General features: G+C 65.4%; 22 protein-coding genes and 3 pseudogenes. 8 read left to right on the top strand and 17 right to left on the bottom strand.

Translation table 11 applies throughout. The features are described 5' to 3' along the window. Position 1: 1 nt before the first annotated feature. Positions 2-217 (bottom strand): dodecin, encoded by a 216-nt coding sequence (locus NRG74_RS17190; protein ID WP_017641514.1) that lies wholly within the window; start codon positions 215-217, stop codon positions 2-4. 218 nt (positions 218-435) lie between these two features. Between NRG74_RS17190 and NRG74_RS17185 the strand changes: the two genes are divergently transcribed. After that, complete coding sequence (locus NRG74_RS17185) at positions 436-759, top strand: DUF883 family protein (protein WP_007160170.1); 324 nt, start codon at positions 436-438, stop codon at positions 757-759. A gap of 39 nt (positions 760-798) precedes the next feature. Here the strand turns inward: NRG74_RS17185 and NRG74_RS17180 are convergent, their stop codons facing one another. Then, positions 799-1,695: a LysR family transcriptional regulator gene (locus tag NRG74_RS17180; RefSeq protein WP_184289254.1), complete on the bottom strand. Its 897-nt coding sequence runs from the start codon at positions 1,693-1,695 to the stop codon at positions 799-801. A 92-nt stretch (positions 1,696-1,787) separates the two neighbouring features. Here NRG74_RS17180 and trpB point away from each other — a divergent pair, with 92 nt between their 5' ends. Together trpB and trpA are read left to right on the top strand one after the other, a co-directional pair. Beyond that, positions 1,788-2,996, top strand: coding sequence for a tryptophan synthase subunit beta (trpB, locus tag NRG74_RS17175; RefSeq protein WP_064307113.1), 1,209 nt, complete (start codon positions 1,788-1,790; stop codon positions 2,994-2,996). Next, the gene (trpA, locus tag NRG74_RS17170; protein ID WP_257704898.1) at positions 2,993-3,799 is read left to right on the top strand and encodes a tryptophan synthase subunit alpha; all 807 of its coding nucleotides are present in this window, start codon (positions 2,993-2,995) and stop codon (positions 3,797-3,799) included. The genes trpB and trpA overlap by 4 nt, the downstream gene beginning before the upstream one ends. Before the next feature lie 731 nt (positions 3,800-4,530). On the opposite strand, the gene NRG74_RS17165 is transcribed toward trpA, so the two are convergent. The 5 genes and pseudogenes from NRG74_RS17165 to NRG74_RS17150 form a co-directional block, all read right to left on the bottom strand. Continuing rightward, a complete protein-coding gene (locus tag NRG74_RS17165) occupies positions 4,531-4,941 on the bottom strand; it encodes a DUF2141 domain-containing protein (protein ID WP_064307115.1) in 411 nt (136 codons plus the stop codon). 10 nt (positions 4,942-4,951) lie between these two features. After that, positions 4,952-5,584: an HAD hydrolase-like protein gene (locus tag NRG74_RS17160; RefSeq protein ID WP_257704897.1), complete on the bottom strand. Its 633-nt coding sequence runs from the start codon at positions 5,582-5,584 to the stop codon at positions 4,952-4,954. Positions 5,585-5,681: 97 nt separating this feature from the next. Further along, positions 5,682-6,803 (bottom strand): annotated as a pseudogene (locus NRG74_RS17155) (methyl-accepting chemotaxis protein); the annotation flags it as partial. A gap of 21 nt (positions 6,804-6,824) precedes the next feature. Continuing rightward, positions 6,825-7,271: pseudogene (locus tag NRG74_RS24695) on the bottom strand (MCP four helix bundle domain-containing protein); the annotation flags it as partial. 161 nt (positions 7,272-7,432) lie between these two features. After that, complete coding sequence (locus NRG74_RS17150; protein WP_231356102.1) at positions 7,433-9,007, bottom strand: methyl-accepting chemotaxis protein; 1,575 nt, start codon at positions 9,005-9,007, stop codon at positions 7,433-7,435. Here NRG74_RS17150 and NRG74_RS17145 point away from each other — a divergent pair. Further along, on the top strand, positions 8,915-9,112 hold the full coding sequence (locus NRG74_RS17145; protein WP_257706634.1) for a hypothetical protein: 198 nt from the start codon (positions 8,915-8,917) through the stop codon (positions 9,110-9,112). The two genes, NRG74_RS17150 and NRG74_RS17145, sit on opposite strands and share 93 nt — an antisense overlap. Before the next feature lie 120 nt (positions 9,113-9,232). Here the strand turns inward: NRG74_RS17145 and gbcA are convergent, their stop codons facing one another. Then, positions 9,233-10,525, bottom strand: coding sequence for a glycine-betaine demethylase subunit GbcA (gene gbcA, locus NRG74_RS17140; RefSeq protein WP_017641523.1), 1,293 nt, complete (start codon positions 10,523-10,525; stop codon positions 9,233-9,235). Positions 10,526-10,853: 328 nt separating this feature from the next. Between gbcA and NRG74_RS17135 the strand changes: the two genes are divergently transcribed. Further along, positions 10,854-11,951 carry a hybrid-cluster NAD(P)-dependent oxidoreductase gene (locus tag NRG74_RS17135; RefSeq protein ID WP_017641524.1) on the top strand — a complete coding sequence of 366 codons (1,098 nt, stop codon included), beginning with the start codon at positions 10,854-10,856 and terminating at the stop codon, positions 11,949-11,951. Positions 11,952-12,398: 447 nt separating this feature from the next. Here NRG74_RS17135 and NRG74_RS17130 read toward each other — a convergent pair whose 3' ends face one another. The 8 genes from NRG74_RS17130 to NRG74_RS17095 form a co-directional block, all read right to left on the bottom strand. Continuing rightward, the gene (locus tag NRG74_RS17130; RefSeq protein WP_257704896.1) at positions 12,399-13,511 is read right to left on the bottom strand and encodes a hybrid sensor histidine kinase/response regulator; all 1,113 of its coding nucleotides are present in this window, start codon (positions 13,509-13,511) and stop codon (positions 12,399-12,401) included. Further along, the gene (locus NRG74_RS17125) at positions 13,504-15,261 is read right to left on the bottom strand and encodes an ATP-binding protein (protein ID WP_184289240.1); all 1,758 of its coding nucleotides are present in this window, start codon (positions 15,259-15,261) and stop codon (positions 13,504-13,506) included. Before NRG74_RS17125 ends, NRG74_RS17130 begins: the two co-directional genes overlap by 8 nt. After that, the gene (locus tag NRG74_RS17120) at positions 15,254-16,234 is read right to left on the bottom strand and encodes a SpoIIE family protein phosphatase (RefSeq protein ID WP_017641527.1); all 981 of its coding nucleotides are present in this window, start codon (positions 16,232-16,234) and stop codon (positions 15,254-15,256) included. Before NRG74_RS17120 ends, NRG74_RS17125 begins: the two co-directional genes overlap by 8 nt. Next, a complete protein-coding gene (locus NRG74_RS17115) occupies positions 16,231-16,584 on the bottom strand; it encodes an ATP-binding protein (RefSeq protein ID WP_257704895.1) in 354 nt (117 codons plus the stop codon). The genes NRG74_RS17120 and NRG74_RS17115 overlap by 4 nt, the downstream gene beginning before the upstream one ends. A gap of 4 nt (positions 16,585-16,588) precedes the next feature. Then, on the bottom strand, positions 16,589-17,014 hold the full coding sequence (locus NRG74_RS17110) for an STAS domain-containing protein (protein WP_064307122.1): 426 nt from the start codon (positions 17,012-17,014) through the stop codon (positions 16,589-16,591). Positions 17,015-17,023: 9 nt separating this feature from the next. Continuing rightward, complete coding sequence (locus tag NRG74_RS17105; protein ID WP_017641530.1) at positions 17,024-17,863, bottom strand: STAS domain-containing protein; 840 nt, start codon at positions 17,861-17,863, stop codon at positions 17,024-17,026. A gap of 118 nt (positions 17,864-17,981) precedes the next feature. Next, on the bottom strand, positions 17,982-18,245 hold the full coding sequence (locus NRG74_RS17100; protein ID WP_007160186.1) for a PepSY domain-containing protein: 264 nt from the start codon (positions 18,243-18,245) through the stop codon (positions 17,982-17,984). 75 nt (positions 18,246-18,320) lie between these two features. After that, complete coding sequence (locus NRG74_RS17095) at positions 18,321-19,286, bottom strand: CHAD domain-containing protein (RefSeq protein WP_257704894.1); 966 nt, start codon at positions 19,284-19,286, stop codon at positions 18,321-18,323. Between the two features lie 199 nt (positions 19,287-19,485). On the opposite strand from NRG74_RS17095, the gene pap reads away from it, so the two are divergent. After that, on the top strand, positions 19,486-20,970 hold the full coding sequence (gene pap, locus NRG74_RS17090; RefSeq protein ID WP_093253731.1) for a polyphosphate:AMP phosphotransferase: 1,485 nt from the start codon (positions 19,486-19,488) through the stop codon (positions 20,968-20,970). Between the two features lie 413 nt (positions 20,971-21,383). On the opposite strand, the gene NRG74_RS17085 is transcribed toward pap, so the two are convergent. Continuing rightward, entirely contained in the window at positions 21,384-21,593 is a 210-nt protein-coding gene (locus NRG74_RS17085; protein WP_007160189.1) for a cold-shock protein, read from the bottom strand. 267 nt (positions 21,594-21,860) lie between these two features. On the opposite strand from NRG74_RS17085, the gene NRG74_RS17080 reads away from it, so the two are divergent. Next, a complete protein-coding gene (locus tag NRG74_RS17080) occupies positions 21,861-25,331 on the top strand; it encodes an acyl-[ACP]--phospholipid O-acyltransferase (RefSeq protein WP_257704893.1) in 3,471 nt (1,156 codons plus the stop codon). Positions 25,332-25,425: 94 nt separating this feature from the next. Continuing rightward, positions 25,426-26,151, top strand: a pseudogene (locus NRG74_RS24690) (MCP four helix bundle domain-containing protein); the annotation flags it as partial. Position 26,152: the final 1 nt, after the last annotated feature.

Genomic DNA, 26,152 nt, shown 5'->3' with positions numbered 1-26,152 from the left:
CTCAGCTGGCTTCGATACGGAAGCCGATCTTCAGGGTGACCTGATAGTGCGCCACCTTGGCGTCCTGGATATGACCGCGGATTTCACCCACTTCGAACCATTCCAGGTTCTTCACCGACTTGGAAGTCTCGGCGAGGGCATTATTGATGGCGTCCTCGACACTGGTGGTGGAAGAGCCAACGATTTCCAGCTTCTTGTAGGTGTGATGATCGGACATGAAAATCTCCTGGGTCAGCAATGACGGGCGCTGCAGCGGATAGCCGGCAACGCGTTGACCGGTGTCGCGGTCGACTCGCCGGGAAGGGTGCCTCTGCCATTTGAGGCTGCGAAAGGTCCCGATAAGTTCACTGCCCAGGCTCTCGGATACGGCTATGCAGCACTTTCCAACGGCTCGGTAGTCACATTTCCTGAATCCGTCCATCTCAGGAGGTTGTCATGGCCCGTAACACCGACTACCAGGCGTCCATCGCCAGCATCGAGAACGAAATCAACAGCCTGCTCGACTCGCTGGCATCGCTGAAGAAGAACGCGGCGCGCGAATCCCGCAGCAGCCTGAACTCCTTCAAGAGCACCGCTCGCGAAGCCCTGCATCATTCGGGCGATTCGCTGGAAGAAGTCTATGACGACGTGCGTCGCCTGACCCGTCAGTACGGCCGTGCCGCCAGTGGCGTGGCGCGCGAACATCCCTGGGCCACCGTCGGCATCGCCGCTGGCGTGACCGTTCTGGTCGGCTGGGCGCTGCTGCGCGGCGACCACTGATCGTGGCAGTTCGAGGCATCCCACGGGATGCCTTGGGCGCTAGCGCTCGGCCAGCTCCTGTCTGAGCCAAGCCGCCAACCGCTCCACGCGCTCGTCCGCCAACCGACCCGGCGCCCATAGCGCCAACTCCGCACCGGTCGTCGCGAAGCCCCAGGGTGCGACCAGCCTGCCCGCCTTCAGATCCGCCGCCACTAGTGGTTCCGGTGCGATCGCCACCCCCAATCCCGACAGCGCCGCCTCCAGCAGGTAATAGAGGTGCTCGAAGCCCTGCCCGTACTCCAGCACCGGCGCCGCCAGGCCCTGGGTGGCGAACCACTGTGGCCAGGCCTGGGGCCGCGACAGGGTGTGCAGCAGTCGCTCCGCCAGCAAGGCCTGCAGATCACCGTCCCTGAGCCGCAGATAGGCCGGGCAGTAGGGACTCAGCACAGGCCCGATCCGCTCGGGCGCCAGGTGATAGGGCATCACGTCCTGTGGTGGCGGCGTCTCGGTGAACAACAGGCTGGCGTCCAGGCCGGCAGCGGCCAGCGGGGTATCGTCGGTACGGGTCGAGAGGTGCAGGCGCAGCTCCGGCAGATCGCGATTGAGGCGATCCAGTCGCGGAATGAACCAGCGGGCCACCAGGCTGCCCGGGCAGCCCAGCACGAAGGGTCCCTGGCGACTGCCAGCCTTGAGTTCAGCGCACACCTCGCGTAACCGTTCGAAAACCTCACCGCTCACCTCGCGCAGGCGCAGCCCAGCCTCGGTCAGCGCCAGCCCCCGGCCTTCACGGCGAAACAGCGCCACCCCGAGCTGTTCCTCCAGTGCACGAATCTGGCGACTCACGGCGCCGTGGGTCACATGCAGTTCATCTCCGGCGCGACTCATACCGCCCAGACGAGCGGTGGCTTCAAAGGCACGTAGGGCATTCAGGGGAGGCAGGTCGCGGGGTTCGCTCATCTGTGAGATTTCCTGACGGGTCATCGCGATCTTATCGATTTATCACTGGCACTCAAGCAGGTAAGGTAGATCCATCTTCGCAGGAGAATCCCATGACCCAGACCGCCTATCGCCAGGGCCCCGACGCTCAAGGCATGTTCGGCCAGTTCGGTGGCCGCTATGTCGCCGAAACCCTGATGCCGCTGATCCTCGATCTGCAGCGCGAATACGAGACCGCCATGGAAGATCCGGCGTTTCTCGAGCAGCTGGCCTATTTTCAGCGCGACTACATCGGCCGGCCCAATCCGCTGTACTTCGCCGAGCGCCTGACTGAGCATTTCGGTGGTGCCAAGATTTATCTCAAGCGCGAAGAGCTGAACCACACCGGCGCGCACAAGATCAACAACTGCATCGGCCAGATCCTGCTGGCCAAGCGCATGGGCAAGACCCGCATCATCGCCGAGACCGGCGCCGGCATGCACGGCGTGGCTACCGCCACCGTGGCCGCGCGCTTCGGCCTGCCCTGCGTCATCTACATGGGCACCACCGACATCGATCGCCAGCAGGCCAACGTCTTCCGCATGAAGCTGCTGGGCGCCGAGGTGATTCCGGTCACCGCCGGTACCGGTACCCTCAAGGACGCCATGAACGAGGCCCTGCGCGACTGGGTGACCAACGTCGCCGACACCTTCTACCTGATCGGCACCGTGGCCGGTCCGCACCCCTATCCGGCCATGGTCCGCGACTTCCAGGCGGTGATCGGTCGCGAGACCCGCGCGCAGATCCTGGAAAAGGAAGGGCGCCTGCCCGACAGCCTGATCGCCTGCGTCGGCGGTGGCTCCAATGCCATGGGCCTGTTCCACGAATTTCTCGATGACACCGACGTCGCCATCGTCGGCGTCGAGGCCGGTGGTCACGGCGTGAACACCGACAAGCACGCCTCCAGCCTCAATGGCGGAGTGCCCGGGGTACTGCACGGCAACCGCACCTTCCTCTTGCAGGACGACGACGGCCAGATCATCGACGCCCACTCCATTTCTGCCGGTCTGGACTATCCCGGCATCGGCCCGGAGCACGCCCACCTGCATGATGTGCAGCGGGTGGAATACGTACCGATCAACGATGACGAGGCGCTCACCGCCTTCCACCAGACCTGCCGTCTGGAAGGCATCATCCCGGCCCTGGAATCCGCCCACGCCCTGGCCGAGGCCTACAAGCGCGCGCCGCACTTGCCCAAGGACCACCTCATGGTGATCTGCCTCTCGGGCCGCGGCGACAAGGACATGCAGACCGTGATGAGTCACCTGGGAGACAAGCTATGAGCCGTCTGGAAACCCGCTTCGCCGCGCTGAAGGCCGAGGGCCGCGCGGCCCTGGTCACCTACACCACCGCGGGCGATCCGGACTATGCCACCGCCCTGGCCATCCTCAAGGGCCTGCCGGCGGCCGGCGCCGACGTCATCGAACTGGGCATGCCCTTCACCGATCCCATGGCCGACGGTCCAGCCATCCAGGCCGCTGCCCTCCGTGCCCTGCAGGGTGGCCAGAATCTGGCCAAGACCCTGGAGATGGTGCGTGACTTCCGTCGTGGGGAAGGGGAGACGCCACTGGTGCTGATGGGCTACTACAACCCCATCCATCGCTATGGCGTGGAGCGCTTCCTGGTGGAAGCCGCCGAAGCGGGCGTGGATGGCCTGATCGTGGTCGACCTGCCGCCCGAGCACGACGCCGAGCTGGCGCTGCCGGCCCAGGCCGCCGGTATCGACTTCATCCGTCTGACCACCCCGACCACCGATGACGCCCGCCTGCCGCGCGTACTCAACACCAGCTCCGGCTTCGTCTATTACGTATCCGTCGCGGGCGTGACCGGTGCCGGCTCGGCCACCACCGAGCACGTCGAGGCCGCCGTGGCGCGCCTGCGTCGTTTCACCGACCTGCCGCTAGCCGTCGGCTTCGGCATCCGTACCCCGGAGCAGGCCCGGGTGATCGCCCGGATCGCCGATGGCGTGGTGGTGGGTTCGGCATTCATCGACCAGATCGCCAAGGCCGAATCCTCGGGCGCTGCCATCGATGGCGTGCTCGGCCTCTGCAAGCAGCTGTCGGACAGCGTACGCACCGCGCGCTGAGCACTTGCCAGTGCTTGAAAAGACCGCCTAAAGCGGTCTTTTTTATGTCTGAATGCTTTGCAAACTGTGCATAAGGTTGTGGGCAGTCTGTTCGCTACCGGCGCAAAGCCGCGCGCCAGAAGGGCTGCGGGGATACTGACCTTGTTGATCGAATTGGCGACGGTCAGATTCAACCGGTCAGGCTGCGGACGATTGCCTGTCGTGCCGTCATTGCTTGACAGGTAAAGGCTGTGGATAAGCCCTGGGCAAGTTGTCAGCAACCGTTGGGGCAACTGTCCAAGGAAAATTGCTCAATAAATAACCAATTCCGCTCAGGCTATGCATGACCCCAGAAGACGTTTCTCCTGGCGGGTTTGCCCACATCTGCTGTGTGCGTGCCTGTGGAAAAGATGTGGGACCTGATCTGTACGCCAGGGCTGGCAAGGCCTGCAGAGGATCGTACAAAAAATGATCAATACTGTTTCAGGCGTTTTCCACAACCCACAATAGCGTTGCATAGGGCTGTGGATAGGTTGTTCGTCCAGTGCCAGAGACCAGAGCTGGCGCGGTCTCCAGAGGATCGATCAAATAATGACCAGTTTTTCGAGATATGTCCGAGTTAAGGGATTTCTTTCGCCAGCCCAAGGAGTTATCCACGCCTGTTCAGCTCGGAGTTCAGCCATCGCCGCTAAAAGCCATGTGGATAACTCTGTTGATTTTCTGTTTGGAAGCCTGTGCATTAAGCCTGCGTCTTAGCGCAGCGTCACCTGTTGGCGCAGACCGGCAGCCGGTAGGGTGAAGGCACATTCTTCGAAGGTGGCCATGCGCATGCGCAACGGCGGATTGTTGCTGTAGCCGTATTGTTCGGTGGGCATGCCGATGAAATTGGTATCCAGCTGGCTGTTGCTGTTGCTGTCGTGGATGACCGACACGGCGTAGCGTCCGGGCGGCAGGTCGAAGCGCTGTTCCTGGGCACCTGCCTGTGCAGCGAGATGCGCCTGGGCCACCGGCGTCTTGTGCGCCTTCCAGGCCTCTTCGCTATCGAATACCGCCAGCAGCAACTGGCCCCCCGAGGCATCGACCGTCTCCACCCGCACCTGCAGCTCGGCGGCGTGCAGCACACCACTCAGACAAAGACCAGCGACCAGCAACAGAGACTTCATGGACATTCCTTCAGCAGGGGGAGGGCCGCAGCCGCAACAGCTCGGCTGGGTGTTCGAAGAAGAGATCGGGCTGCTGCGCACGCAGCGTCGCCGGGCAGCCATAGCCCCAGGCCACGGCCGCGCAATCCAGCCCGGCGTGGTGCGCAGCCTGGAGATCGCGCAGCTCGTCACCGACATAGAGCGCCTCGGCCGGTGCGATGCCCTGGCGGCGGAGCAGCCGTGTCAGGCGCCGGGCCTTGCCCAGCAGGGGGATATCGAATTCGCCATCGGGGAACAACCGTCCGGCCTGGGGCAGTACCTGATGGACCGCGGCGGCGGAATTGGAGGTCGCCAGACCCAGCGCCAGGCCGTTGGCCTGGAGCCGGTCGAGGGTGGCGGGAATCTCGGCGAAGGGCGCCACCTGGTCGCCGCGCTGGACCAGCAGGCGGCGATAGTGGCGGGCGATGCGCGGTACCTGCCACAGCGGGATGCCCAGGCTGTCGAGCAGGCCGGTCAGGGAGGCGGCACGCAGCCGGGGCCACTCGTCGGCAGCTGGCTGACGAAAGCCATGGGTTCGCGCCAGCTCGCCCAGGCAGCTCAACAGAAAGGGCAGGCTGTCCGCCAGGGTGCCGTCGAAGTCGAAGATGACGTAGCGATAGCTCATGCGAGAGAGGCGCGGTGGGCGAAGGCGCCAGCGTAGCGGTCGCCTCCCGGTTTTGCCACCGCGATGGGATCCGGCAGGGGTGTCCCTGCCGGACAGGTCACACGCGGAAGCGGCGGATCTGGCCGTTGAGCTCCACCGCCAGTTCGGAGAGCTGCTGGCTGGCGGCGCGGGTCTGTTCGGCACCGGCGGCGGTCTGCACCGACAGATCGCGGATGCGCACCAGGTTGCGATCCACTTCGCGGGCCACCTGGGCCTGCTCTTCGGCGGCGCTGGCGATCACCAGGTTGCGCTCGTCGATGCCCGATACCGACTGGGCGATGGCGGCCAGGGCGGCGTTGGCCGACTGCGCCTGCTCGCGGGTCTGGCGCGCCTGGTCGGCGCTGGTCAGCAGCGCATCGACGGTTTGGCCGGTGCCCTGCTGGATGCTGCCGATCATGCCTTCGATCTCGCGGGTGGATTCACCGGTGCGATGGGCCAGGGCGCGCACCTCGTCGGCGACCACGGCGAAGCCGCGACCGGCATCACCGGCACGCGCGGCTTCGATGGCGGCGTTGAGCGCCAGCAGGTTGGTCTGTTCGGCGACCGAGCGGATCACGTCCAGCACCTGGCTGATGTTGCGGGTCTGTTCAGCCAGCTGGCGGGCCTGTTCGCTGGCACCCAGCACGTTTTCGGTGAGCACCTCGATTGCGCCCAGGGTATCGCCCAGCTGCCGCTGGCCCTGGCGCGCGGTATCGGCGGCCTGGCGCGATTCGGACGAGGTGGAGGTGGCATTGCCGGCCACTTCGTCCACCGCCTGGCTCATCTCGGTGACCGCGGTGGCCGCCATCTCGATCTCGCTGTTCTGCTGTTGCAGGCCGTTGGCGCTCTCCTGCATGACCGCGGTCATTTCCTCGGCGGCGGAGGCCAGCTGGGTAGCGGAATGGCCCAGGTGCCCCAGAGTGTCGCGCAGATTGGTCTGCATCTGCTGCATGGCTTGCAGCAGCTGGGCGGCTTCGTCGTGACCGCGGGTATCCAGGGTCTGGGTCAGATCGCCGCTGGCGATGGTCCGGGCGGCGGCCACGGCCTCGGCGATGGGCCGGGTCATGCTCAGGGTCAGGCGCCAGGCCAACAGCACGGTCAGACCCAGGGCCAGGGCGATGACCATCCAGGTGATGGAGGTGGCCTGGGCATAGGTGTCGCCGGAGTGTTGGGAGGCGGCCTTGATGTCTTCCTGGTTGATCTTGCGCAGGGCTTCGGTGCGCTCGTTCATCTGTACGCCGAGCTGGGCCATGCTGGTCTGGATCAGGCTGCGGGCCTCGTCGACCTTGCCGGCCCCGATGAGGTCGGCGAGTTGCGCGGTGTAGCGGACATAGTCGCCATGGATCTGGCGCAGGGCCTCGAAGGCCTGGCGCTCGCGGTCGCTGCTGACGAGCTTGTCATAGCGACCGAAAGCGGCGCCGATGTCGGCATTGATGCTGTCGATCTTCTTGCGCGTGTTGGCGACGGTAGCGGCGTCCGGAATGGCCAGTAGGCGCAGTACCTCGACCCGGGTGCGGGCCAGTTGCAGGGCAAGGTTGTCGGCTTCGACGATGCTGGGCACATTGTTGGTCTCGATCACCTGGCCCTGGGCCCGGATCTGCGACAGTTGCAGCAGGCCGAACAGGCCCAGACTGGCGACGAGGATGGCCAGCAGGCCGAAACACAACACACTGCGAATGGCGAGGGAGAAGGAACGAAAGGTCACGGCGGCAGCCCCGGTGAAGAGTGAGGTCTCCTTTAACGGCTAGAGGCGCCGCGACTTTATGGTCATTCGTCTTAAAGCTGACTGTTGACGACCCGACGGCTTCTAGCCTAGGGGCTGATACTCGCTCAGAACTGGAAGCGGCGTACCTGACCACTCAAGGTCGCTGCCAGATCCGCCAGTTGCTGGCTGGCGCCCCGGGTCTGCTCGGCACCGGCGGCGGTCTGCACCGATAGATCGCGGATGCGTACCAGATTGCGATCCACCTCGCGGGCCACCTGGGCCTGCTGCTCGGCGGCACTGGCGATCAGCAGGTTGCGTTCGTCGATGCCGGATACCGCATCCGCGATGGCAGCGAGGCCGGCATTGGCCGCCTGGGCCTGTTCCCGGGTCAGTCGTGCCTGATCGGCACTGCTCAGCAGCGCATCGACGGTCTGGCCAGTGCCCTGCTGGATATTGCCGATCATCTTCTCGATCTCGCTGGTCGAGTCCCCGGTACGCTTGGCCAGGGCCCGTACCTCGTCGGCCACCACGGCAAAGCCGCGGCCCGCCTCACCGGCCCGGGCGGCCTCGATGGCGGCGTTGAGCGCCAGCAGATTGGTCTGCTCGGCCACCGCGCGGATCACATCCAGCACCTGGCTGATGTCGCGGGTCTGGCTTTCCAGCTCACGGGCCTGGGCGCTGGCGCCGAGGACCTGCTCGGTGAGGGCTTCGATGGCGCCGAGGGTCTCGCCCAGCTGGCGCTGGCCCTGGGCCGCGGTCTGGGCGGCCTGGCGCGACGCGGTGGAGGTCGAGCCGGCATTGCCGGCGACCTCTTCGACCGCCTGGCTCATCTCGGTGACCGCCGTGGCGGCCATTTCGATCTCGTTATTCTGCTGGCGCAGGCCGTGGGCGCTTTCCTGAGTCACCGCGGTCATCTCCTCGGCGGCTGAAGCCAACTGGGTGGCCGAATCGCCGATGTGCGCGAGGGTCTCGCGCAACTGGCCCTGCATCTGCTGCATGGCCTGCAGCAGCTGGGCCGCCTCGTCGCGCCCGCGAGCGTCCAGCGGCTGGGTCAGGTCGCCGGTGGCGATGGTACGCGCCGCCGCAACGGCCTGGGCGATGGGCCCCGCGATGCTGCGGGTCAGCCGCCAGGCGAGCAGGGCGGTGAGGGCCAGCGCCAGCAGGATCATCAGCCAGGTCACGGTGGTAGAGCGCGCATAGGCGGTATCGGCCTCGTTACTGGCCGTATGGATATCCTGCTGGACCACGTTGCGTAGCGTCTCGATGCTGGCGTTCATCCGGAGACCCAGTTGCGCCATGTTCTGCTGGACCACCTGGCGCGCCTCGGCCATCTGGCCGGCACCGGCCAGGTCGGCCAGCTGCCGTACGCCCTGCATGTATTCCCGGTGCACCTGGCGCAGATCGTCCAGCGCCTGTCGGCTCTGTGGCGACAGCGCGCCTTGCTGATAGCGCCCGAAGGCGGCCTGGACCTCGGTACTCAGGTCGTCCAGCTTCTTGCGGGTGTTGGTCAGGGTTTCGGCATCGGGCATGGCCAGCAGACGCAGGGTTTCGATGCGGGTTCGGGCCAGCAGCATCCCCAAGTCATTGGCGGCGACGAGCGTGGGGATATGGCGCTGTTCTACCTGATGACCCAACTGGCGGATTTGCGCCAACTGAAACCAACCGAACAAGCCGAGGGCAGCGACGAGTGTCGCGAGAATGCCAAAACACAGCAGATTGCGAGTAGCGATGGACAGCGAGCGAAGAGTCATGATGAGCCCATGAAAGACGATTCAAAACGTGAACAGGCTCACAACTTTATGTGATGTTTTAAAATAAAGACGCTGAAAAGGGGTGCGTCAAAAAACCGCATTAACATAAAGACAGTTTATTGGCATGCCCATGGAGCCCTTGCGACTCCATGGGCGGCTTGGAATTCGCGTTCCTCAGTCACCGCCGACCTGGCGTAGATGCGCGGCTGGCGCCTCTTCGCCGAGATTGTTGAGCAGCCGCTCGCTGTACCAGTCGATGAAGTTGATCACGCCGAATTCGTAAGTCTTTGAGTAGGGACCCGGCTGGTAGGCCTTGGAGTTGATACCACGCTGGTTTTCCTCGGCCAGGCGGCGATCCTGGTCATTGGTGGCATCCCAGACCTTGCGCAGGTTGACCGGATCGTAGTCGACGCCTTCCACGGCGTCCTTGTGCACCAGCCACTTGGTGGTCACCACGGTCTCGGTCGGACCCAGCGGCCAGACGGTGAAGACGATCATGTGATCGCCCATGCAGTGGTTCCAGGAGTGCGGCAGGTGCAGGATGCGCATGGAGCCCAGGTCCGGGTCCTTGATGCGACCCATGAGCTTCTGGCAGCCGGGCTTGCCGTCCAGGGTCATGGACACGGTGCCGGCGAGCAGTGGCATGCGCACGATGCGGTTGCGCAAGCCGAAGCTGGCATGGGCGTAGGGGATGTTGTCGGCGTCCCAGCGCGTGGTGCAGGCGGCGACCTGGTCCTTGAATGCCTGGGAGGCACGCGGATCGGTGACGTCGTCCCATTCCAGCAGGGTGTTCAGCAACTCGGGGTGGGAGCCGCTGCAGTGATAGCACTCGCGGTTGTTTTCCAGCACCAGCTTCCAGTTGGCCTGCTCGACCAGGTCGGTGCGTACCGCGACCTTGGCGTTCTCCATGTCGTACGGCTCCATGTAGTGCTCGAGCGTACGCAGGAAGTCGTCGATGGCCGGCGGTTCGTCGGCCAGGGAGATGAAGATGTAGCCGCCGGCGGTCTTGACGTGGATCGGCTTGAGGTTGAAGTCGGCCATGTTAAAGTCGGCGCCCATCTCGGTGCCGGCGAACAGCAGACGGCCGTCCAGCTCGTAGGTCCACTGGTGGTAGGGGCAGACCAGCTTGGCGACCTTGCCCTTGTCGCTCACGCAGAGGCGCGAACCGCGGTGACGGCAGACGTTGTGGAAGGCGTGGACCTTGCCCTCGGCACCCCGGACCACCAGGATGGGATTGTCACCCAGCTGCAGGGTGATGAAGTTGCCCTTGGTGGGGATCTCGCAGGTCATGCCGGCGATCAGCCATTCCTTGCCGAAGATCTCCTGCATGTCGATCTGGAACAGGCGCTCGTCGTTGTAGAACGGCTGGGGCAGGGAATAGGTGCGCTCGCGGGTGCGCAGCATCTCGGCCGTGGCCTTGCGGGCCGGATCGAGAGGGTCGCCCAAACTCAAGGTGCTGACGTCCATCGTACATCCTCGTGGCCACCGCGGCGGGTGGCGAAAGTGGTTGGTCACGGTATTGCAAGGCTATTGGCCGACAGGACAGGGCCGCCGAATGACCCCGTGCTTCGCCCGTCGCGCGCTGTTCAGGTTCGGCTTGGGGCGGAGTGTGGGGCCGGAGCCGGGAGGGGGCCTTGCTCATGGGCGACATGGCCGACGCTGTTCACGACGCCCCAGCCCTTGCCACTGCTGGGCCGGTCGCCATCGGCATGTGGATGTCGCGATTGGGAAAGTGGCGGTCGTGGGGCCCTCCCAGAATCGCCGCCAATAGCCCCAGTGGCAGTCGAGGTGCGTCATGAATACCTTCCTCAACCCCGTAACCACCCAGACCTGGACCAATGGCCGCCACCCCGTGCGCTGCGTCAAGGTCATCCAGGAAACCTGGGACGTGCGCACCTTCTGCTTCACGGCCGAAATCCCGCTGATGTATTTCTTCAAGCCGGGCCAGTTCGTGACCCTGGAGCTGGAAATCGATGGCCGGCAGGTGATGCGCTCCTACACCATCTCCAGCTCGCCTTCGGTGCCCTACAGCTTCTCCATCACCGTCAAGCGCGTGCCGGGCGGCCTGGTATCCAACTGGCTGCACGACAACCTCAAGGTCGGTGAAAACCTGGCCGTGCATGGCCCGGTCGGCCTGTTCAACGCCATCGATTACCCGGCCGACAAGGTGCTCTACCTCTCCGGCGGCGTGGGCATCACCCCGGTGATGTCCATGGCGCGCTGGTTCTACGACACCAACGCCAGCGTCGACATGGTCTTCGTGCACAGCGCCCGCACCCCGCGCGACATCATCTACCAGGGTGAGCTGGAGCACATGGCCGCGCGGATCGACAACTTCGCCCTGAACCTGGTATGCGAGCGCACCGAGCACGGTGAGTCCTGGGCCGGTTTCCGCGGCTACTTCGATCGCCGCATGCTGGAGCTGATGGCGCCGGACTTTCGTGAGCGCGAGATCTTCTGCTGCGGCCCCACGCCCTACATGAACGCCGTCAAGGCCATGCTCCGCGAGCTGGACTTCGACATGACCCGCTACCACGAGGAATCCTTTGGCGCGACGCCACCGGAAGCCAAGGTCGAAGCCGCCGAACAGGCCGAAGCCGCCGCCGACCTGCCGCCGATTCCCCTGGAAGCCCAGTGCCTGATCTCCTTCACCGAGAGCGACAAGAGCGTCAGCATCGGCCCGGGCGAAACCATCCACGGCGCCGCGGCCAAGCTCGGCCTGCACATTCCCAAGGCCTGCGGCATGGGCATCTGCGGCACCTGCAAGGTGCTCAAGAAAAGCGGCGAGGTGGTCATGGACCACAACGGCGGCATCACCGAGGAAGACGAGGCCGAAGGCTACATCCTGTCCTGCTGCAGTATTCCGCAGGGGGATGTGCAGATCGAGTTCTGAGGAGGAGGGCGGTTGGGCTGAACCTGAGCGAAGCCCAACGCTGCCCAGATCGAGCCCGCCCTGTTGGGCTGCGACGGTGGCTGTCTCAGCCCAACCTACGACACGAAACTCTAGTAGGTTGGCGCTGAGCGCAGCGAAGCCCAACGCTTTTCAGGTCGAGCCCGCCCTGTTGGGCTTCGACGGTAGAGCTGTCTCAGCCCAACCTACATCACGAACTTCAGTAGGTTGGCGCTGAGCGCAGCGAAGCCCAACGCTGCCCAGATCGAGCCCGCCCTGTTGGGCTTCGACGGTAGAGCTGTCTCAGCCCAACCTACATCACGAACTTCAGTAGGTTGGCGCTGAGCGCAGCGAAGCCCAACGCTGTTCAGGTCGAGCCCGCCATGTCGGGCTGCGACGGTGGAGCTGTCTCAGCTCCACCTACATCCGGTCCCTAGGCGCTGCGCTGCGCTAGGCCAGGCGCAGCGGCAGGTGCAGGGTGATGATCACCTCGCCCGCGCCATTGGCGAAGCGCGCCTCGCCACCAAAGCTTTCGCTGAGCGCCTTGACGATGGGCAGTCCCAGGCCCCAGCCGCGCTTGTCGCTGCGGGTGGAGATGAAATAGGGCGTGGCCAGGTTGGCCAGGACTTCGTCGGGAAACTGCCCCAGGTTGCGCAGCTCCAGCATGACCTGATCGCCAGCCAGCCATTGCCGCACCTGGATCGGCGTTCCCGTGTCGCCATGCTTGGCGGCGTTGAGCACCAGGTTGTCGAAGATGCGCAGGAAGGCGTATCTGTCCCACAGCACCTCCAGCTCCGGGGTCTCCAGTTGCAGCTCGAGGTGATTGCCGAATTGCAGCCGTAGATTGGCGGCGGCGTCGTTCAGCAGCGGACCCAGCACCAGCGGATCGCCGCTGAGACGGACGCCGCCGCCCAGGCTCATGTGGCTGATGTCCAGCACGTCGGTGATCATCTGGTTCATGCGCTGCAGGTTGTCGTGCAAGGTCTGCAGCAGATCGTCGGTGCGTCGCGCCGGGCTGCGCTGCATCAGGTTGACCACCATGGTGGCGGCGGTCAGCGGCGAGCGCAGGTCGTGGTTGAGCGATCTCATGAAGCGTTCCAGCATGACCTTTTCCGCCTGCAGGTTCTCGCTGCGGGCGATGGCTGAATTGCGCTGCTGCTCCATGTGCCCGACCCGGGAGCTGGCCTTGAGCAGGGCGCCGACGGTGGCCAGCACCTCTTCCGGATTGATCGGGTGGGTCAGGTAGGCCTGGGCCCCGGTGTTGAAGCCCTGGGCCTTGTCCTTGCCGGAGACGAAGGTGGCCGAGATGTTGATGATGGCCGGCAGCCGACCCCAACCGCACCTGTGCTCGATGGCCTGGATCAGCTCGAAGCCGGTGGTGTCCGGTAGATTGACGTCGATGATCACCAGTTCGACGGATTCGTCGATCAGCGCCAGGCCAGCGGCTCCGCTGGCCGCTTCCAGCACTTCGTAGTGGGTCTGGCTGCCGAGGATCTTGCGCAGCACATAGCGATTGGCCTCGGTGTCATCGATGATGACGATACGGCGCTGGGCACTAGTCATCGGACAGGCTCCGCGCCAGCGCACAGACCTCGGCCAGCAGCCGCTCGGCGTGATCGGGGGCGTGCTTGAACAGGATGGCGTGGCAGTAGTCCTGCAGGCGTTGGCGACCCGCCTCGTCCAGGGGCTGGGCGGTGTTGATCAGCACCCGTCGGTGCATGCTCCAGTCCATGCTGGCGAGCAGATCCTCACCGTTGATGTCGGGCAGGTCGAGGTCGAGGATGATGATGTCCGGGCGTACCGCATTGAGCCGATCCAGGCTGCTGCGGGCGCTGTCGGCCTCCAGCAGCACGGGATTGAGTCGTTCGAGGGTACGACGGACCAGATAGCGATCCCCTTCGTTGTCTTCGATCACCAGCACGGTGAGGCCGCTGAGATCGGGTTCCGGTTCGGCAGCGCGGTGACTGGCGTAGTGGCGCGGCAGGCGCAGGGTGAAGCGACTGCCGCGGCCGACCTCGCTGTCCAGGGACAGCTCGCCGCGCAGCAGCACGGCCAGGCGTTGCGCCAGGGGCAGGCCCAGGCCGGTGCCTTCGATATGGGTCAGGTGCGGCGAGCGGATCCGCTCGAATTCCTCGAAGATCTTCTGCTGATCCGCGGCGGCGATGCCGATGCCGCTGTCTTCTACCAAGAATTCCAGGCTGGCGTCGTCCGGCTGGAACACCTGGATGCGCACCTGGCCCCGAGGGGTGTACTTGAAGGCGTTGGAGATCAGATTGCGCAGCACCTGGAACAGCCGGCTCTCGTCGGTATCCAGCAGCACCTCGGCGGGCGGCGGGGCGACGCTGAAACTGACCTGGGGATAGCGCGGCGCCAGGGCGGCGGCGAACTGTTCCAGGCGGTCGACGAAGGGCCCCAGCGGGAAGGGCTGGGGCACGATGGTCAGGCGACCGGACTGCACCTCGGCCAGCGCCAGCAATTCGCTGACCAGATTGGCCAGTTCCAGCGCCGCATCGCTGATGAAGCGTACCTGGCGCTGCTGCTCGGCATTGAGCGCCCCGTCCACGCCGCTGGCGAGCAGCTTGGCGACGTTCTCGATGATGTTGATCGGGGTGCGGAATTCATGGGTCATGTTGGAGAAGAAGCGCGTCTTCGCCTCGCTGGCCTCCTTGAGTTCCTGGGTGGCCTTTTCCAATTCGGAATAGAGCGCCACCACCCCCTGGTTGGTGTTTTCCAGTTCCTTGTTGGTGACCTCCAGTTCCGACTGGCGCAGTTGCAGTTCGGTGTTGGTCAGCAGCAGTTCTTCGCTCTGCAGGCGGATCTGCTGATAGGGATCCGGTGGCGGACTGCCTTGCAGGTCGGCCGTCAGCGCCTGGAGCAGGTCAGCGGCGGGAAAGGGCCGTGGCGCCTGGTACTTGCGGGCGGTGATGCAGGTGCCGGCGGGGGACGTCTGGATGTCGAAGTCGTCGAACAGCCGCTGGGCGCCGCGCAGGCCGATACCCATGCCGGTGTTGGAGCGATAGCTGCCCGCGCGGATGGCGTCCATCTCGGCGATACCCGGGCCCTGGTCGACCGCCCGCACCTCCAGGCCGCGCAGGCGCTGGCCGTCATCTCGCAGCAGGGCGAAGTCGAAATGCCCGCTGCCGGCGTACTGATGGATGTTGCGCGCCAGTTCGGAGACCGCGGTGGCCAGACGGATCTGCTCCAGCACCGGCCATTCCAGAGCCGCGGCCAGGCGCTTGGCGGCCTGGCGGCAATGTACGATGTCCTGCTCGCTGCGCAGGGCGAGGGTCAGCAGGGGCAAGACGTCAGACATGCTTGAGTACCAAGACGGTGGCATCGTCGGCGGAACGCCGGAAGTCGCGATGCAGAAGGGCGGCGATCAGCGCCGGATGGCGCGCCCCGAGCCCGGAGTGCTCGCCCAGGCCTACCTTGGACGTCAGTCCATCGGAGTTCAGCACCAGCAGGGTGCCGGGTGTCCAGGGGTAGGTGTAGGTCTGGATCCGTCCGATCCGGTAGCCCAGGGTGCCATTGTTGGACACCAGGCTGCGCGAGGTGTTGCCGAGCAGGCGCCCGGCGATGTTGCCGATGCCGCAAAAGCTCACCTGGCCCTGATCGGGGTCCAGCTCGGCCAGGGCCAGGGCGGCGCCACGGGTGTCCATCAGCGCTTGGTGCAGATTCTCCATCAGTCGCTGCAGCGGCAGGTGCGCGCCATGGCGCAGGAACAATTCTCGCGCCCGGCGACTGGCCGTGGCGGCCTGCCGGCCGTGTCCCAGGCCATCGCAGACCAGCAGGCGACGCCCGCTGACCGCCCAGGTGTCGCCGCAGACCTCTTCCTCGGGGTGCGGCGTGCACAGAGCGCCATGCTGCAGCCGGCTGCTGGGCGTGCCCGCCAGATGAAAGCGGGCCAGCACCACGGTGCCCTGACCGGGTCGCGAATGGATGTCGAACACATCGGCCTGCCGGCGGATCGCCCCCAGGCCGGCACCCAGCGTCGCGGCCGTGCTGTAGTGATCGCTCAGGCAGCGGGCGACGTCGTGCATGCCCGGACCGCGATCCACCGCCAGGACATCGAGCACGCCTTCGCCGCTCAGGGTAGCCAGGAGTTCGCCATGTCCGGCATGCCGAACCAGGTTGTAGCCCAGCTCCTGGGCGACGATGGTCAGGCGCCCGAGCAGGGTTTCGTCGGTGGTGACGGTGCCGGCCAGGCGGACCAGGGCGCGCCGGGCGGCATCGACATGGACCGTGGTGGTCACCGGCAGCACCAGGCTGCACGGCTGGTCGTTCATCGCCACTTCCAGAGCTCGACGGTGGTGCCCTGGCCGGGCTGGCTCTCGATGTGGAAGTCGTCCACCAGCCGCCGCGAACCGGACAGCCCCAGACCCAGGCCCTTGCCCGAGGTGTAGCCGTCGACCATGGCGCGGTCGAGGTCGGCGATGCCCGGACCCCGATCACGGATCACCAGGCGGATCGCCGGCTTGCCGGCGCGCACCGTCTCCTCGATCAGGCATTCGCCGCCCAGTCCGTACACCAGGCCGTTGCGCGCGATCTCGCTGGCCGCGGTGACGATCTTGGTCTGGGAGATCAGGCCCAGGCGGATGGCTTCGGCGACCTTGCGCACCTGCTGACGGATCAGCACGATGTCAGTCTCCTGGCGGAGTGGAAGCGTCTGTGTCTTCGCCACCCTCTGACTCCTCCAGCGATTCGTCCGCGGCGACCATGGCTTCCAGCCGGCGCATGCCCTTTTCCATGTTCAGCGCCGTGGCGATGCCCTCCAGCGACAGCCCCAGTTCCACCAGGGTGATGGCCACCGCCGGCTGCATGCCGACCACGATCACCTTGGCATCGAGGATGCGCGAGACCTGGGCGATGTGGGACAGCATCCGGCCAATGAAGGAGTCGACGATTTCCAGGGCCGAGATGTCGATGAGCACGCCCTTGGCCTTGTGGCGGACGATCTGCTCGGTGAGGTCTTCCTGCAGGTCCAGCGCCAGCTGGTCGTGCATGTCCACCTGGATGCTCAGCAGCAGGAAGGGGCCGAGCTTGAGAATCGGAATCCGGTCGATCATGGCGCGCTCCTAGCCCTTGGCGGGGGCGGCCAGGCGCACGCCCTGCTGGCGCAAGGCCAGGCGGAAGGCATCGGCCAGCGACGCCTTGGTGATGACATCGCCCAGGTCCACGCCCAGATGGACGATGGTGGCGGCGATCTGCGGGCGGATGCCGCTGATGATGCACTGGGCGCCCATCAGCCGGGCGGCGGTCACCGTCTTGAGCAGGTGCTGGGCGACCATGGTGTCCACCGTGGGCACGCCGGTGATGTCGATGATGGCGAGGTCCGATTCGGTCTGGACGATCTTTTCCAGCAGCGACTCCATCACCACCTGGGTGCGGTTGCTGTCCAGCGCGCCGATCAGCGGGATGGCCAGGATGCCGTCCCACAGTTCCACCACCGGGGTGGACAGTTCCAGCATGCTTTCCTGTTGCTCGCGGATCACCGTCTCGCGACCGTTCACATAGCTTTCCATGCTGTACAGACCGAGGTCGTCGATCAGCCGGGTGGCGGCCCAGATTTCGGCGAGGGGATCGTCGCATTCGTTCTGGATCAGCGTGAACAGCGGCTCCTTGAGCGAGAAGACGAAGGTCGCCGTCTGCGACGGCGTCAGGCCGGCACGACTCTGGTCGAAGGAAAACCGCTCCAGCAGCGCGCGCACCGGCTGCCAGTGCGGCTCGCGCAGATCACCCAGGCCCTGGGCGGCGGCCACGGTGATGCGCCGCAACAGCTCGGCGGAGTTGGCCAGGATGGTGGTTTCGTCGAGCAGGTCGATGCGCATGCCGGCCGCGCGCTGAGCGCCGATCCAGGCGTCGAGCAGCGCCCGCTCGTGGGTGCGCAGCAGCTCGACCAAAGCGGTACTGTACATGGGGGTTCCTAGGTGACGAAGAGGGCGGCTCAGGAAGGGCCGACCGGACGAAGAGGGTGTGGGAAAGAGACGGCAGGCGCGAAGGGGGACCCGGCGCTACGGCCAGGTCCCCGAGAGATCACATGTCCATCTTTTCCTTGGTGATCTTGCCGGTCTTGGCGTCGGCATGGAAGTCATACTTCATACCATCTTTCTTCATGCCTTCGCCTTCCCACTGACCGTCATCGGCTTCGATCTTGGTGATCGAGGTGTAGCCCTGCTCCATGAGCTTGGACTTGACGTCGTTCATGGGCATCCAGTCGGCGCCGGGCTGGTCGGCCAGGGCCGCGGTGCTGGCCAGGACGGAACAGGCAAACAGGGAAGCGAGCAGCTTGGATTTCATCGCGAGACCTCGTCGTGGTGGTATGTCCTGACCTTGGACCACCACCACGTGCGACAAATCCGTCTGGCCCAGGCGTTAGACTGACGATTCTTCGACCAGGTGTGGCAACAGCCCGGCAGGGACCTTGGCGCTCTTGGGCTTGGCTTTGCGCGACTCATAAGGGCGGCTGGCCAATCGCCAAAGGTCCCGCCAGCGTTCGGCGAGGGCGGTGGGCTTGTCCAGATAGAGACGCAGGCCCAGGGAAAAGGCCTTCGCCTGCAAGCGCTCGCGCTGCTGGGCCAGGCTCTCGCCAATGGCCAGGCGGGTATTGCTGGCGCCGAACAGCGTCGGCTCGCTTTCCAGCAACAGCTGCATCACCGCCAGGTCGTGATCGTCGCCCAGGTATTCCGAAAGACGCTTGAGGCTCTTCTGGCGCGTCTTGAATTCCGCCGGCCAGGCCGCGGCCAGCAGCTGGGTGTGATACCAGTGATCCTTCACCCGCTTGCGCCAGTCGTGCAGGGTCTCGTCGGTGGGCTTGTCGCGGGCGGTCTTGAGCGCCTGGCGCCCGGCCTTGTAGTTGTCTTCCAGGCCACGGGCGAACAGCCCGAAGCCCTTGCCGGAGAGCTTCCAACCGGCCACTTCCTCGCGCAGGGCGGTCAGTTCCTCGAGCAACTCGGGATGGCCGCTGGCCGCGGCGATCTGCTGGTCGGCGCGCTCCTGCAGGCGCTGGCGCACCCGCTTCATGGCCGGCGAAGCGAACCTCTTGCGGTCGGACTCACCCAGCTTGTCCCAGCTTTCCACCAGGGCGGCGCTGTCGCGTAGCGACGACAGCTGGCGGCCCAGGTCGCGCAGGCGCCGATTGCGACTGGCGAAGGCACGCTTGCCCAGGGCGCCGTGCAACAGCCGCAAGAGGGCGCGTAGTTCCTTGAGGCGCTTGCGCGTCTCGTGGACGCCTTTGGGGGTACCGCTCGCCAGGGACGTCTCAGCCTGTACCAGACGATCCGTCACCACGCGGCGGACTTCCTCGTCAGCTGCTTGCCGCGCATCGAAACGAAAGGCCATCGAACTCTCCTCAATAGGTGGACTGCAGACCCGCGCTGCGCGGGAGCGTAACGGTAAGAAAGACCTCCACGACAGCGGGAGATGCCAAATTTCATCTAAACGTCATATTTCCTTCATGAGATCTAGCAGCGGGCACCGCCTGCCGCCTGGCCGGTCAGAAGGGCTATAGTTGCCCGACCACCAGAGCGAGGAGATCCGGATGTTCGAAGCCGCCGAAAACGAACACCTGCTCGACGAGGCCACCTACGACGCCAAGCTGCCCAAGCTGCGCGAAGCGTTGCTGGCCGCCCAATACGAACTCAAGGCGCAGGGCCGTTTCCCGGTGATCGTACTGATCAATGGCATCGAGGGTGCGGGCAAGGGCGAGACGGTCAAGCTGCTCAACGAGTGGATGGATCCGCGCCTGATCCGCGTCGAGACCTTTCTGCAGCCCACCGTCGAGGAGCGCCAGCACCCGCCGGCCTGGCGCTACTGGCAGCGCCTGCCGGGCAAGGGTCGGACCGGCGTCTTCTTCGGCAACTGGTACAGCCAGATGCTGCATGGGCGGGTCAACAAGGCGCTCAGTCGCGTCGAACTGGATGCCGCCATCGGCCAGGCGGAGCGTTTCGAGCGGATGCTCGCCGACGAGGGCGCGCTGATCCTCAAGTTCTGGTTCCATCTTTCCAAGCCCCAACTCAAGCAGCGCCTGAAGCACCTCAAGAACGATCCTCGCCTGGGCTGGAAGCTCAGTCCGCTGGACTGGCGCCAGGCCAAGGTCTACGACCGCTTCGTCAAGGAGGGCGAGCGGGTGGTGCGGCGGACCCATCACGACTACGCCCCCTGGCACGTGGTGCCCGGTTTCGACGAGCGCTTTCGCAGCCTGACCGTCGGCACCGTGCTGCTCAAGGCGCTGCAGCGCGCCCTGGCCAACAAGCCGCGCAAGCAGCGCCGGGCCGCCGCCGTGCTGCCGCCGCCGGTGGATGGCCGCGGCGTGCTGGAGGCCATGGACCTGAGTCAACGCCTGGACAAGGCCGATTACGAAGACCAGCTGCTCGCCGAACAGGCTCGCCTGGCGCGGCGCCTGCGCGACAAGAAGTATCGCCGTCATGCCCTGGTGGCGGCCTTCGAGGGCAACGATGCCGCCGGCAAGGGCAGCGCCATCCGCCGCGTCACCGGCGCCCTGGATCCGCGCCAGTACCGCATCGTCCCGGTGGCCGCGCCCAGCGACGAGGAACTCGCCCAGCCCTATCTCTGGCGCTTCTGGCGGCACATTCCGCGGCTGGGCAATTTCACCATCTTCGATCGTTCCTGGTACGGCCGGGTGCTGGTGGAGCGGGTCGAGGAGCTGACACCGGTCGCTGACTGGCAGCGGGCCTATGGCGAGATCAACGACTTCGAGGAGCAGCTCCACGACGCCGGCATCGTGCTGGCCAAGTTCTGGCTGGCCATCGACCAGGACACCCAGCTGGAGCGCTTCCGCGCCCGCGAGGAAACGCCCTTCAAGCGATTCAAGATCACCGAGGACGACTGGCGCAATCGCGACAAGTGGGACCTCTACAGCCAGGCCGTCAACGACATGGTGGTGCAGACCAGCACCGCCATCGCGCCCTGGACGCTGGTGGAGGCCAACGACAAGCGTTTCGCGCGGGTTAAGGTGCTAAGGACACTCAACGAGGCGCTAGAAAGGGCGTATGACAAAGGTTGAAAGGCTGCTGCCTGTGGGCTAGGCGCTTCGCTTCATACCTATCTCACGACGTTTATCGTAGACGTGCAGGCGCGGAGAATGCGCCCCTTTCCAGAAGGGTGAGCGGAATCGTTGCGTAAGGGGTTGAGCGGCATGGATGCCGCGAGAGTCGCGAGGGCCATGGATGGCCCTTCGTGGCGTGCCCCTGGAGCGGCGATGGAGCGAACGAACCCCGGCGCAGCCGGGGCCGATGGAGGGGCAAGCGTTTTTGGTTACTTTTGCCGCGACTGGCAAAAGTGACTCGCCCGGGTGGGCGAAATTAAAGGCTTCAGCAGGCACGCTAATCAGCTGAATAGCGCAAGCCAGGCAACCACCAAATCCTAGAAACGAAAAAGCCCCGCCGAAGCGGAGCCTTTCTGCAACCGGATCAGTCGTTAGACGACTTGAACCTGGTCAGCTTGCATACCCTTCTGGCCTTTGACAGCCACGAAAGTGACCTTCTGGCCTTCGCTCAGGCTCTTGAAGCCAGCGCTTTCGATGGAGCGGTAGTGCACGAACAGGTCGGCGCCGCTTTCCGGGGTGATGAAGCCGTAGCCTTTCTCATCGTTGAACCACTTGACGGTGCCATTTTCACGATTGGACATGAGTATCTCCAGGTGTAGGGGGAACAACCACGTTAGCGAGACATTCGTTAACGGGACTGTAATGCGAGAGTGAGACGAGCCAGGAGATGAAAATGAAGCAACATCAAGCAGGTATCGAGTAACTATTGCAGTAGCAGTGCCCACACCATACTCGCTTTCGCGAGCTTGTATAGCCCTGATTCGCATATTTGTTGACCAGTGGCGCTGCTTGCGCTGCCAGGGCGTCTCACTCAGGCTACGGATTCCCCTGCTCGAAAGAGACTCCGCATGGACAAGCTGCACCGGATCAAGGGGGCCTGGCCCTACCTGATCGCCGTCTTTCTCAACGCCTTCGTCGATCTTGGCCACAAGATCGTCATCCAGAACACCGTGTTCAAGGTCTATGACGGTTCCACCCAGGTGGTGCTGACCGCCCTGGTCAACGGCATGATGCTGCTGCCCTTCATCCTGCTGTTCAGTCCCTCCGGCCATGTGGCCGATCGCTTCGCCAAGGTGCGGGTGCTGCGACTCGGCGGCTGGGCGGCGGTAGCCATCACCCTGGGCATCACCCTGGCCTACTATGCCGGACTGTTCGAACTGGCCTTCGCCATGACGCTGTTGCTGGCCATCCAGGCGACCTTCTATTCGCCGGCCAAGTACGGCTACATCAAGGCGCTGTTCGGCAAGCAGCGGCTGGCCGAGGGCAATGGCCTGGTGCAGGCCAATTCCATCATCGCCATCCTGGCCGGCACCGTGGTCTTCACCGCCTTCTTCCAGCTGCACCTGGGCGAGGGCCATGCCACGCCCCATGCGATCCTGCAGGACATCGCGCCGCTGGGCTGGCTGCTGGTGCTCTGCAGCCTGGCCGAGGTGGCGTTGCTCTATCGCCTGCCGCTGCTGGAAGCGCCCAAGCCGCGCGAGCCCTTCGACTGGCATGCCTATCTGCGGCTGCAGACCGCCCGGCGCAACCTGGCGGTGATCGGCGAGAATCCGGTGATCCGCCTGTCGATCATCGGCTTGGCGGTGTTCTGGTCGGTGGGCCAGGTGCTGCTGGCGAGCTTTCCGGCCTATGCCAAGGATCACCTGGGCATCGACAACGTGCTGCTGTTGCAGGGCATCCTGGCCTGCGCCGGCATCGGCATCGCCTTGGGCTCGGCGCTGGCCAGCCGGGCCTCCCGCGGGCGCATCGAGACCGGGCTGATCCCGGTGGGCGCCCTGGGCATCGCCCTTGGCCTGTGGTGGCTGCCGGCGCCCACTTCGGCCCTGGTGCATGCGCTCAATTTCGTCTTCATCGGCCTGATGGGCGGGCTGTTCATCGTGCCGCTCAATGCCCTGATCCAGTTCCATGCCCGTGAGGACCAGCTCGGCACGGTGCTGGCGGCCAACAACTGGGTGCAGAACGTCGCCATGCTGAGCTTTCTGGTGCTCACCGCGGTGATCGCTCTGCTCGGCCTGGACAGTCGCTGGCTACTGCTGCTGATCGCCGCCGTGGCCCTGATCGGCGGGGCCTACACGGTGTGGAAGCTGCCCCAGAGTCTGGTGCGTTTCCTGCTCGGCCTCATGGTCACCCGCCACTACCGCATCCAGGTCCAGGGGCTGCAGAACCTGCCGGCCCAGGGCGGGGTGCTGCTGCTGGGCAATCACATCAGCTGGGTGGACTGGGCCATGGTGCAGATCGCCAGTCCGCGACCGGTGCGCTTTGTGATGCTCAGGTCGATCTATGAGCGCTGGTACCTGAAGCCCTTCCTCAAGGCGATGGGGTGCCTGCCCATCGCCCAGGGCAGCGGCGCCGGCGCGGCGCTGGAGCAGGTGGCTGGCCTGCTGAGTGCGGGGGAGGTGGTCTGCCTGTTCCCCGAAGGCGCCATCAGCCGTACCGGCCAGCTCGGCGAATTCCGCCGCGGCTATGAAAAGGCCTGCGAGCGGGTCGGCCCGGAGGTGCGGATCGTGCCCTTCTATCTGCGCGGCCTCTGGGGCAGCCAGTTCTCGCGTTCTTCGAGCAAGCTCAAGGAGCTGCGCGACAGTCCGCTGCACCGCGAGGTGGTGGTGGCCTTTGGCAAGGCGCTGCCCAAGGACACCCCGGCCGATGTGCTCAAGCGGCGGATCTTCGAGTTGTCGATTCGCTCCTGGGAGCGCTATATGCAGGGCCTGCCGTCGCTGGCCGACGCCTGGGTCGCCAGCGTCAAGCGCCGGCCCAATGGCCTGGCCCTGATCGACGACCTGGGCGCGCCGCTCAAGGCCGCCCAGGCGCTTACCGGCGCCGCCTGCCTGGCGCGGCGGATGCGCAAGCGGCCCGAGGCCAATCTCGGCCTGCTGCTGCCCACCAGCAGTGGCGGCATGCTGGCCAACATGGCGGTGCTGCTGGCCGGCAAGACCCTGGTCAATCTCAACTACACGGCCACCCCCGAGGCCCTGGCGTCCGGCCTGGACCAGGCCGGCATCCGTACCGTCTACACCTCCCGGCGCTTTCTCGAACGCCTGCAGAAGCGCGGTCTGCCGGTGGAGGAGTTGCTCGCCGGACGCGAGGTGGTGGACCTGGAAGAGCTGCGCGCCGGCATCGGCAAGGCCGAACTACTGGCCAACTGGCTGGCGGTCCGGCTGTTGCCCACCGCTATGCTGCAGGTGCTGGTGAGCCGCGCCCACGATCCCGCGGCCACCGCCGCCATCCTCTTCTCCAGTGGCAGCGAGGGTACGCCCAAGGGGGTGATGCTCAGCCACAGCAACCTCATGGCCAATCTCAAGCAGACCTCGGACGTGCTCAACACCCAGGACGACGACGTCTTCATGGCCTCGCTGCCGCTGTTCCACGCCTTCGGCCTCACCGTGACCCAGTTCCTGCCGCTGATCGAGGGGGTGCCGGTGGTCTGCCAGGCCGATCCCACTGACGTGGCCGGCATCGCCAAGGCGGTGGCCACCCATCGCGCCACGGTGCTCTGCGGCACCTCGACCTTCCTGCGGCTGTTCGTGCGCAACACCAAGGTGCATCCGCTGATGCTGGAGAGTCTGCGCATCGTGGTGGCCGGTGCCGAGCGCCTGGATCCGGCGGTGCGCGAGGCCTTCAAGCTCAAGTTCAACCAGGACATCTACGAAGGCTACGGCGCCACCGAGACCGCGCCGGTGGCGTCGGTCAACCTGCCCGACGCCCTGGACGTCAGCTACCTGCAGGTGCAGCGTGGCGGCAAGCTCGGCACCGTGGGCATGCCGCTGCCGGGGACCGGCTTCAAGATCGTCGACCCCCAGACCTTTGCCGAATTGCCCACCGGCGAGGCCGGCATGGTGCTGATCGGCGGACCGCAGCTGATGCAGGGTTATCTGAACGATCCCGAGCGCACCGCCAAGGCGATCCGCGAGATCGACGGCGAGCGCTGGTACGTGACCGGCGACCAGGGTCGGCTGGACGAGGACGGCTTTCTCACCATCGTCGACCGCTATTCGCGCTTCGCCAAGATCGGCGGCGAGATGGTCAGCCTGGGCGCCGTGGAGCAGGCCCTGGTCAAGGCGGTGGCCGATCCGGAGATCGAGCTGCAAGCGGTCAATCTGCCGGATGCCAGGAAGGGCGAGCGCATCGTGGTGCTGCATACCGGCACCCTGGACGGCGCGGCGGTGGAAAAGACCCTGCTGGCCCAGGGGGTGAGCGGACTGCTGCTGCCCTCGGCCTGGCTGGCGGTGGACAGCCTGCCGAAACTGGGGACCGGCAAGGCCGACGTGGCCGGCGCGAAACGTCTGGCGCAGACGCGGTTGAGCGAGGCGGGGGAGGCCTAGGCGATAAATCGTCCATCCGGCGCCGGTGAACCCTAAAGCCTGACGCCGTTTGGCCGATCATGAGGAGGCTAATCTTTTTTTCGAGGTCTTCCCGGTGAAGCTACGCTCCCTCAACATCGCCCCGCGGGCCCTGGTTGCCTTTGGTTTCTTCGCCCTGCTGGTGATCGGCCTCGGGCTGTTTTCCCTGGGCCAGAATCGCGTCATCAAGGAGGGCGAGGAGCAGATCGTCGGCAACGTGATTCCCAGCGTCCAGGTCATCGGCGAGATCCGCGCCGACCTGCTGAGTCTGCGCATGCACAACCAGGGCCTGATGCTGGCGACCTCCAACGCCGAGACCCAGGCCGTGCACAAGGCCATCGACGCGGCCAAGGCCACCCTGGAGCAGCACGTGCGCCAGTTCGACGCCCTGCTGCTGAGCGACAACGGGCGTGAGGTCTACACCCGCTTGACCGGCCAGCTGACCACCTACCTGGACAACCAGAACCGCTATCTCAAGGCGCTGGACGACCAGAACGACGCCGAGTTGCTCAAGCTCGCCGGTCAGGACGGCGAGATGGCCCGTAGCGGCAATGCCCTGAGCGCCACCGTCAACGAACTCGCCGGGCTGGTCGATGGCAAGGTCACGCGTCTGGCCGCTGCTTCCATGGCCAGCTACCACAACGCCATCGCCATCACCGTGACGGTGATGGTGGCGGCCCTGGCCGGTACCCTGCTGCTGGCCTGGCGCTTCACCCGCAGTCTCACCGGGCCGCTGGAAAAGGCCCTGGCGGTGGCCGAACGCATCGCCGCCAATGACCTCAGTCGGTCGGTCGAGCAGGACG

It is taken from the genome of Pseudomonas oryzihabitans (assembly GCF_024652905.1).
In the GTDB taxonomy this organism is placed as follows: Bacteria; Pseudomonadota; Gammaproteobacteria; order Pseudomonadales; family Pseudomonadaceae; genus Chryseomonas; species Chryseomonas benzopyrenica.
This window is presented reverse-complemented; position numbering and strand designations above follow the sequence as displayed.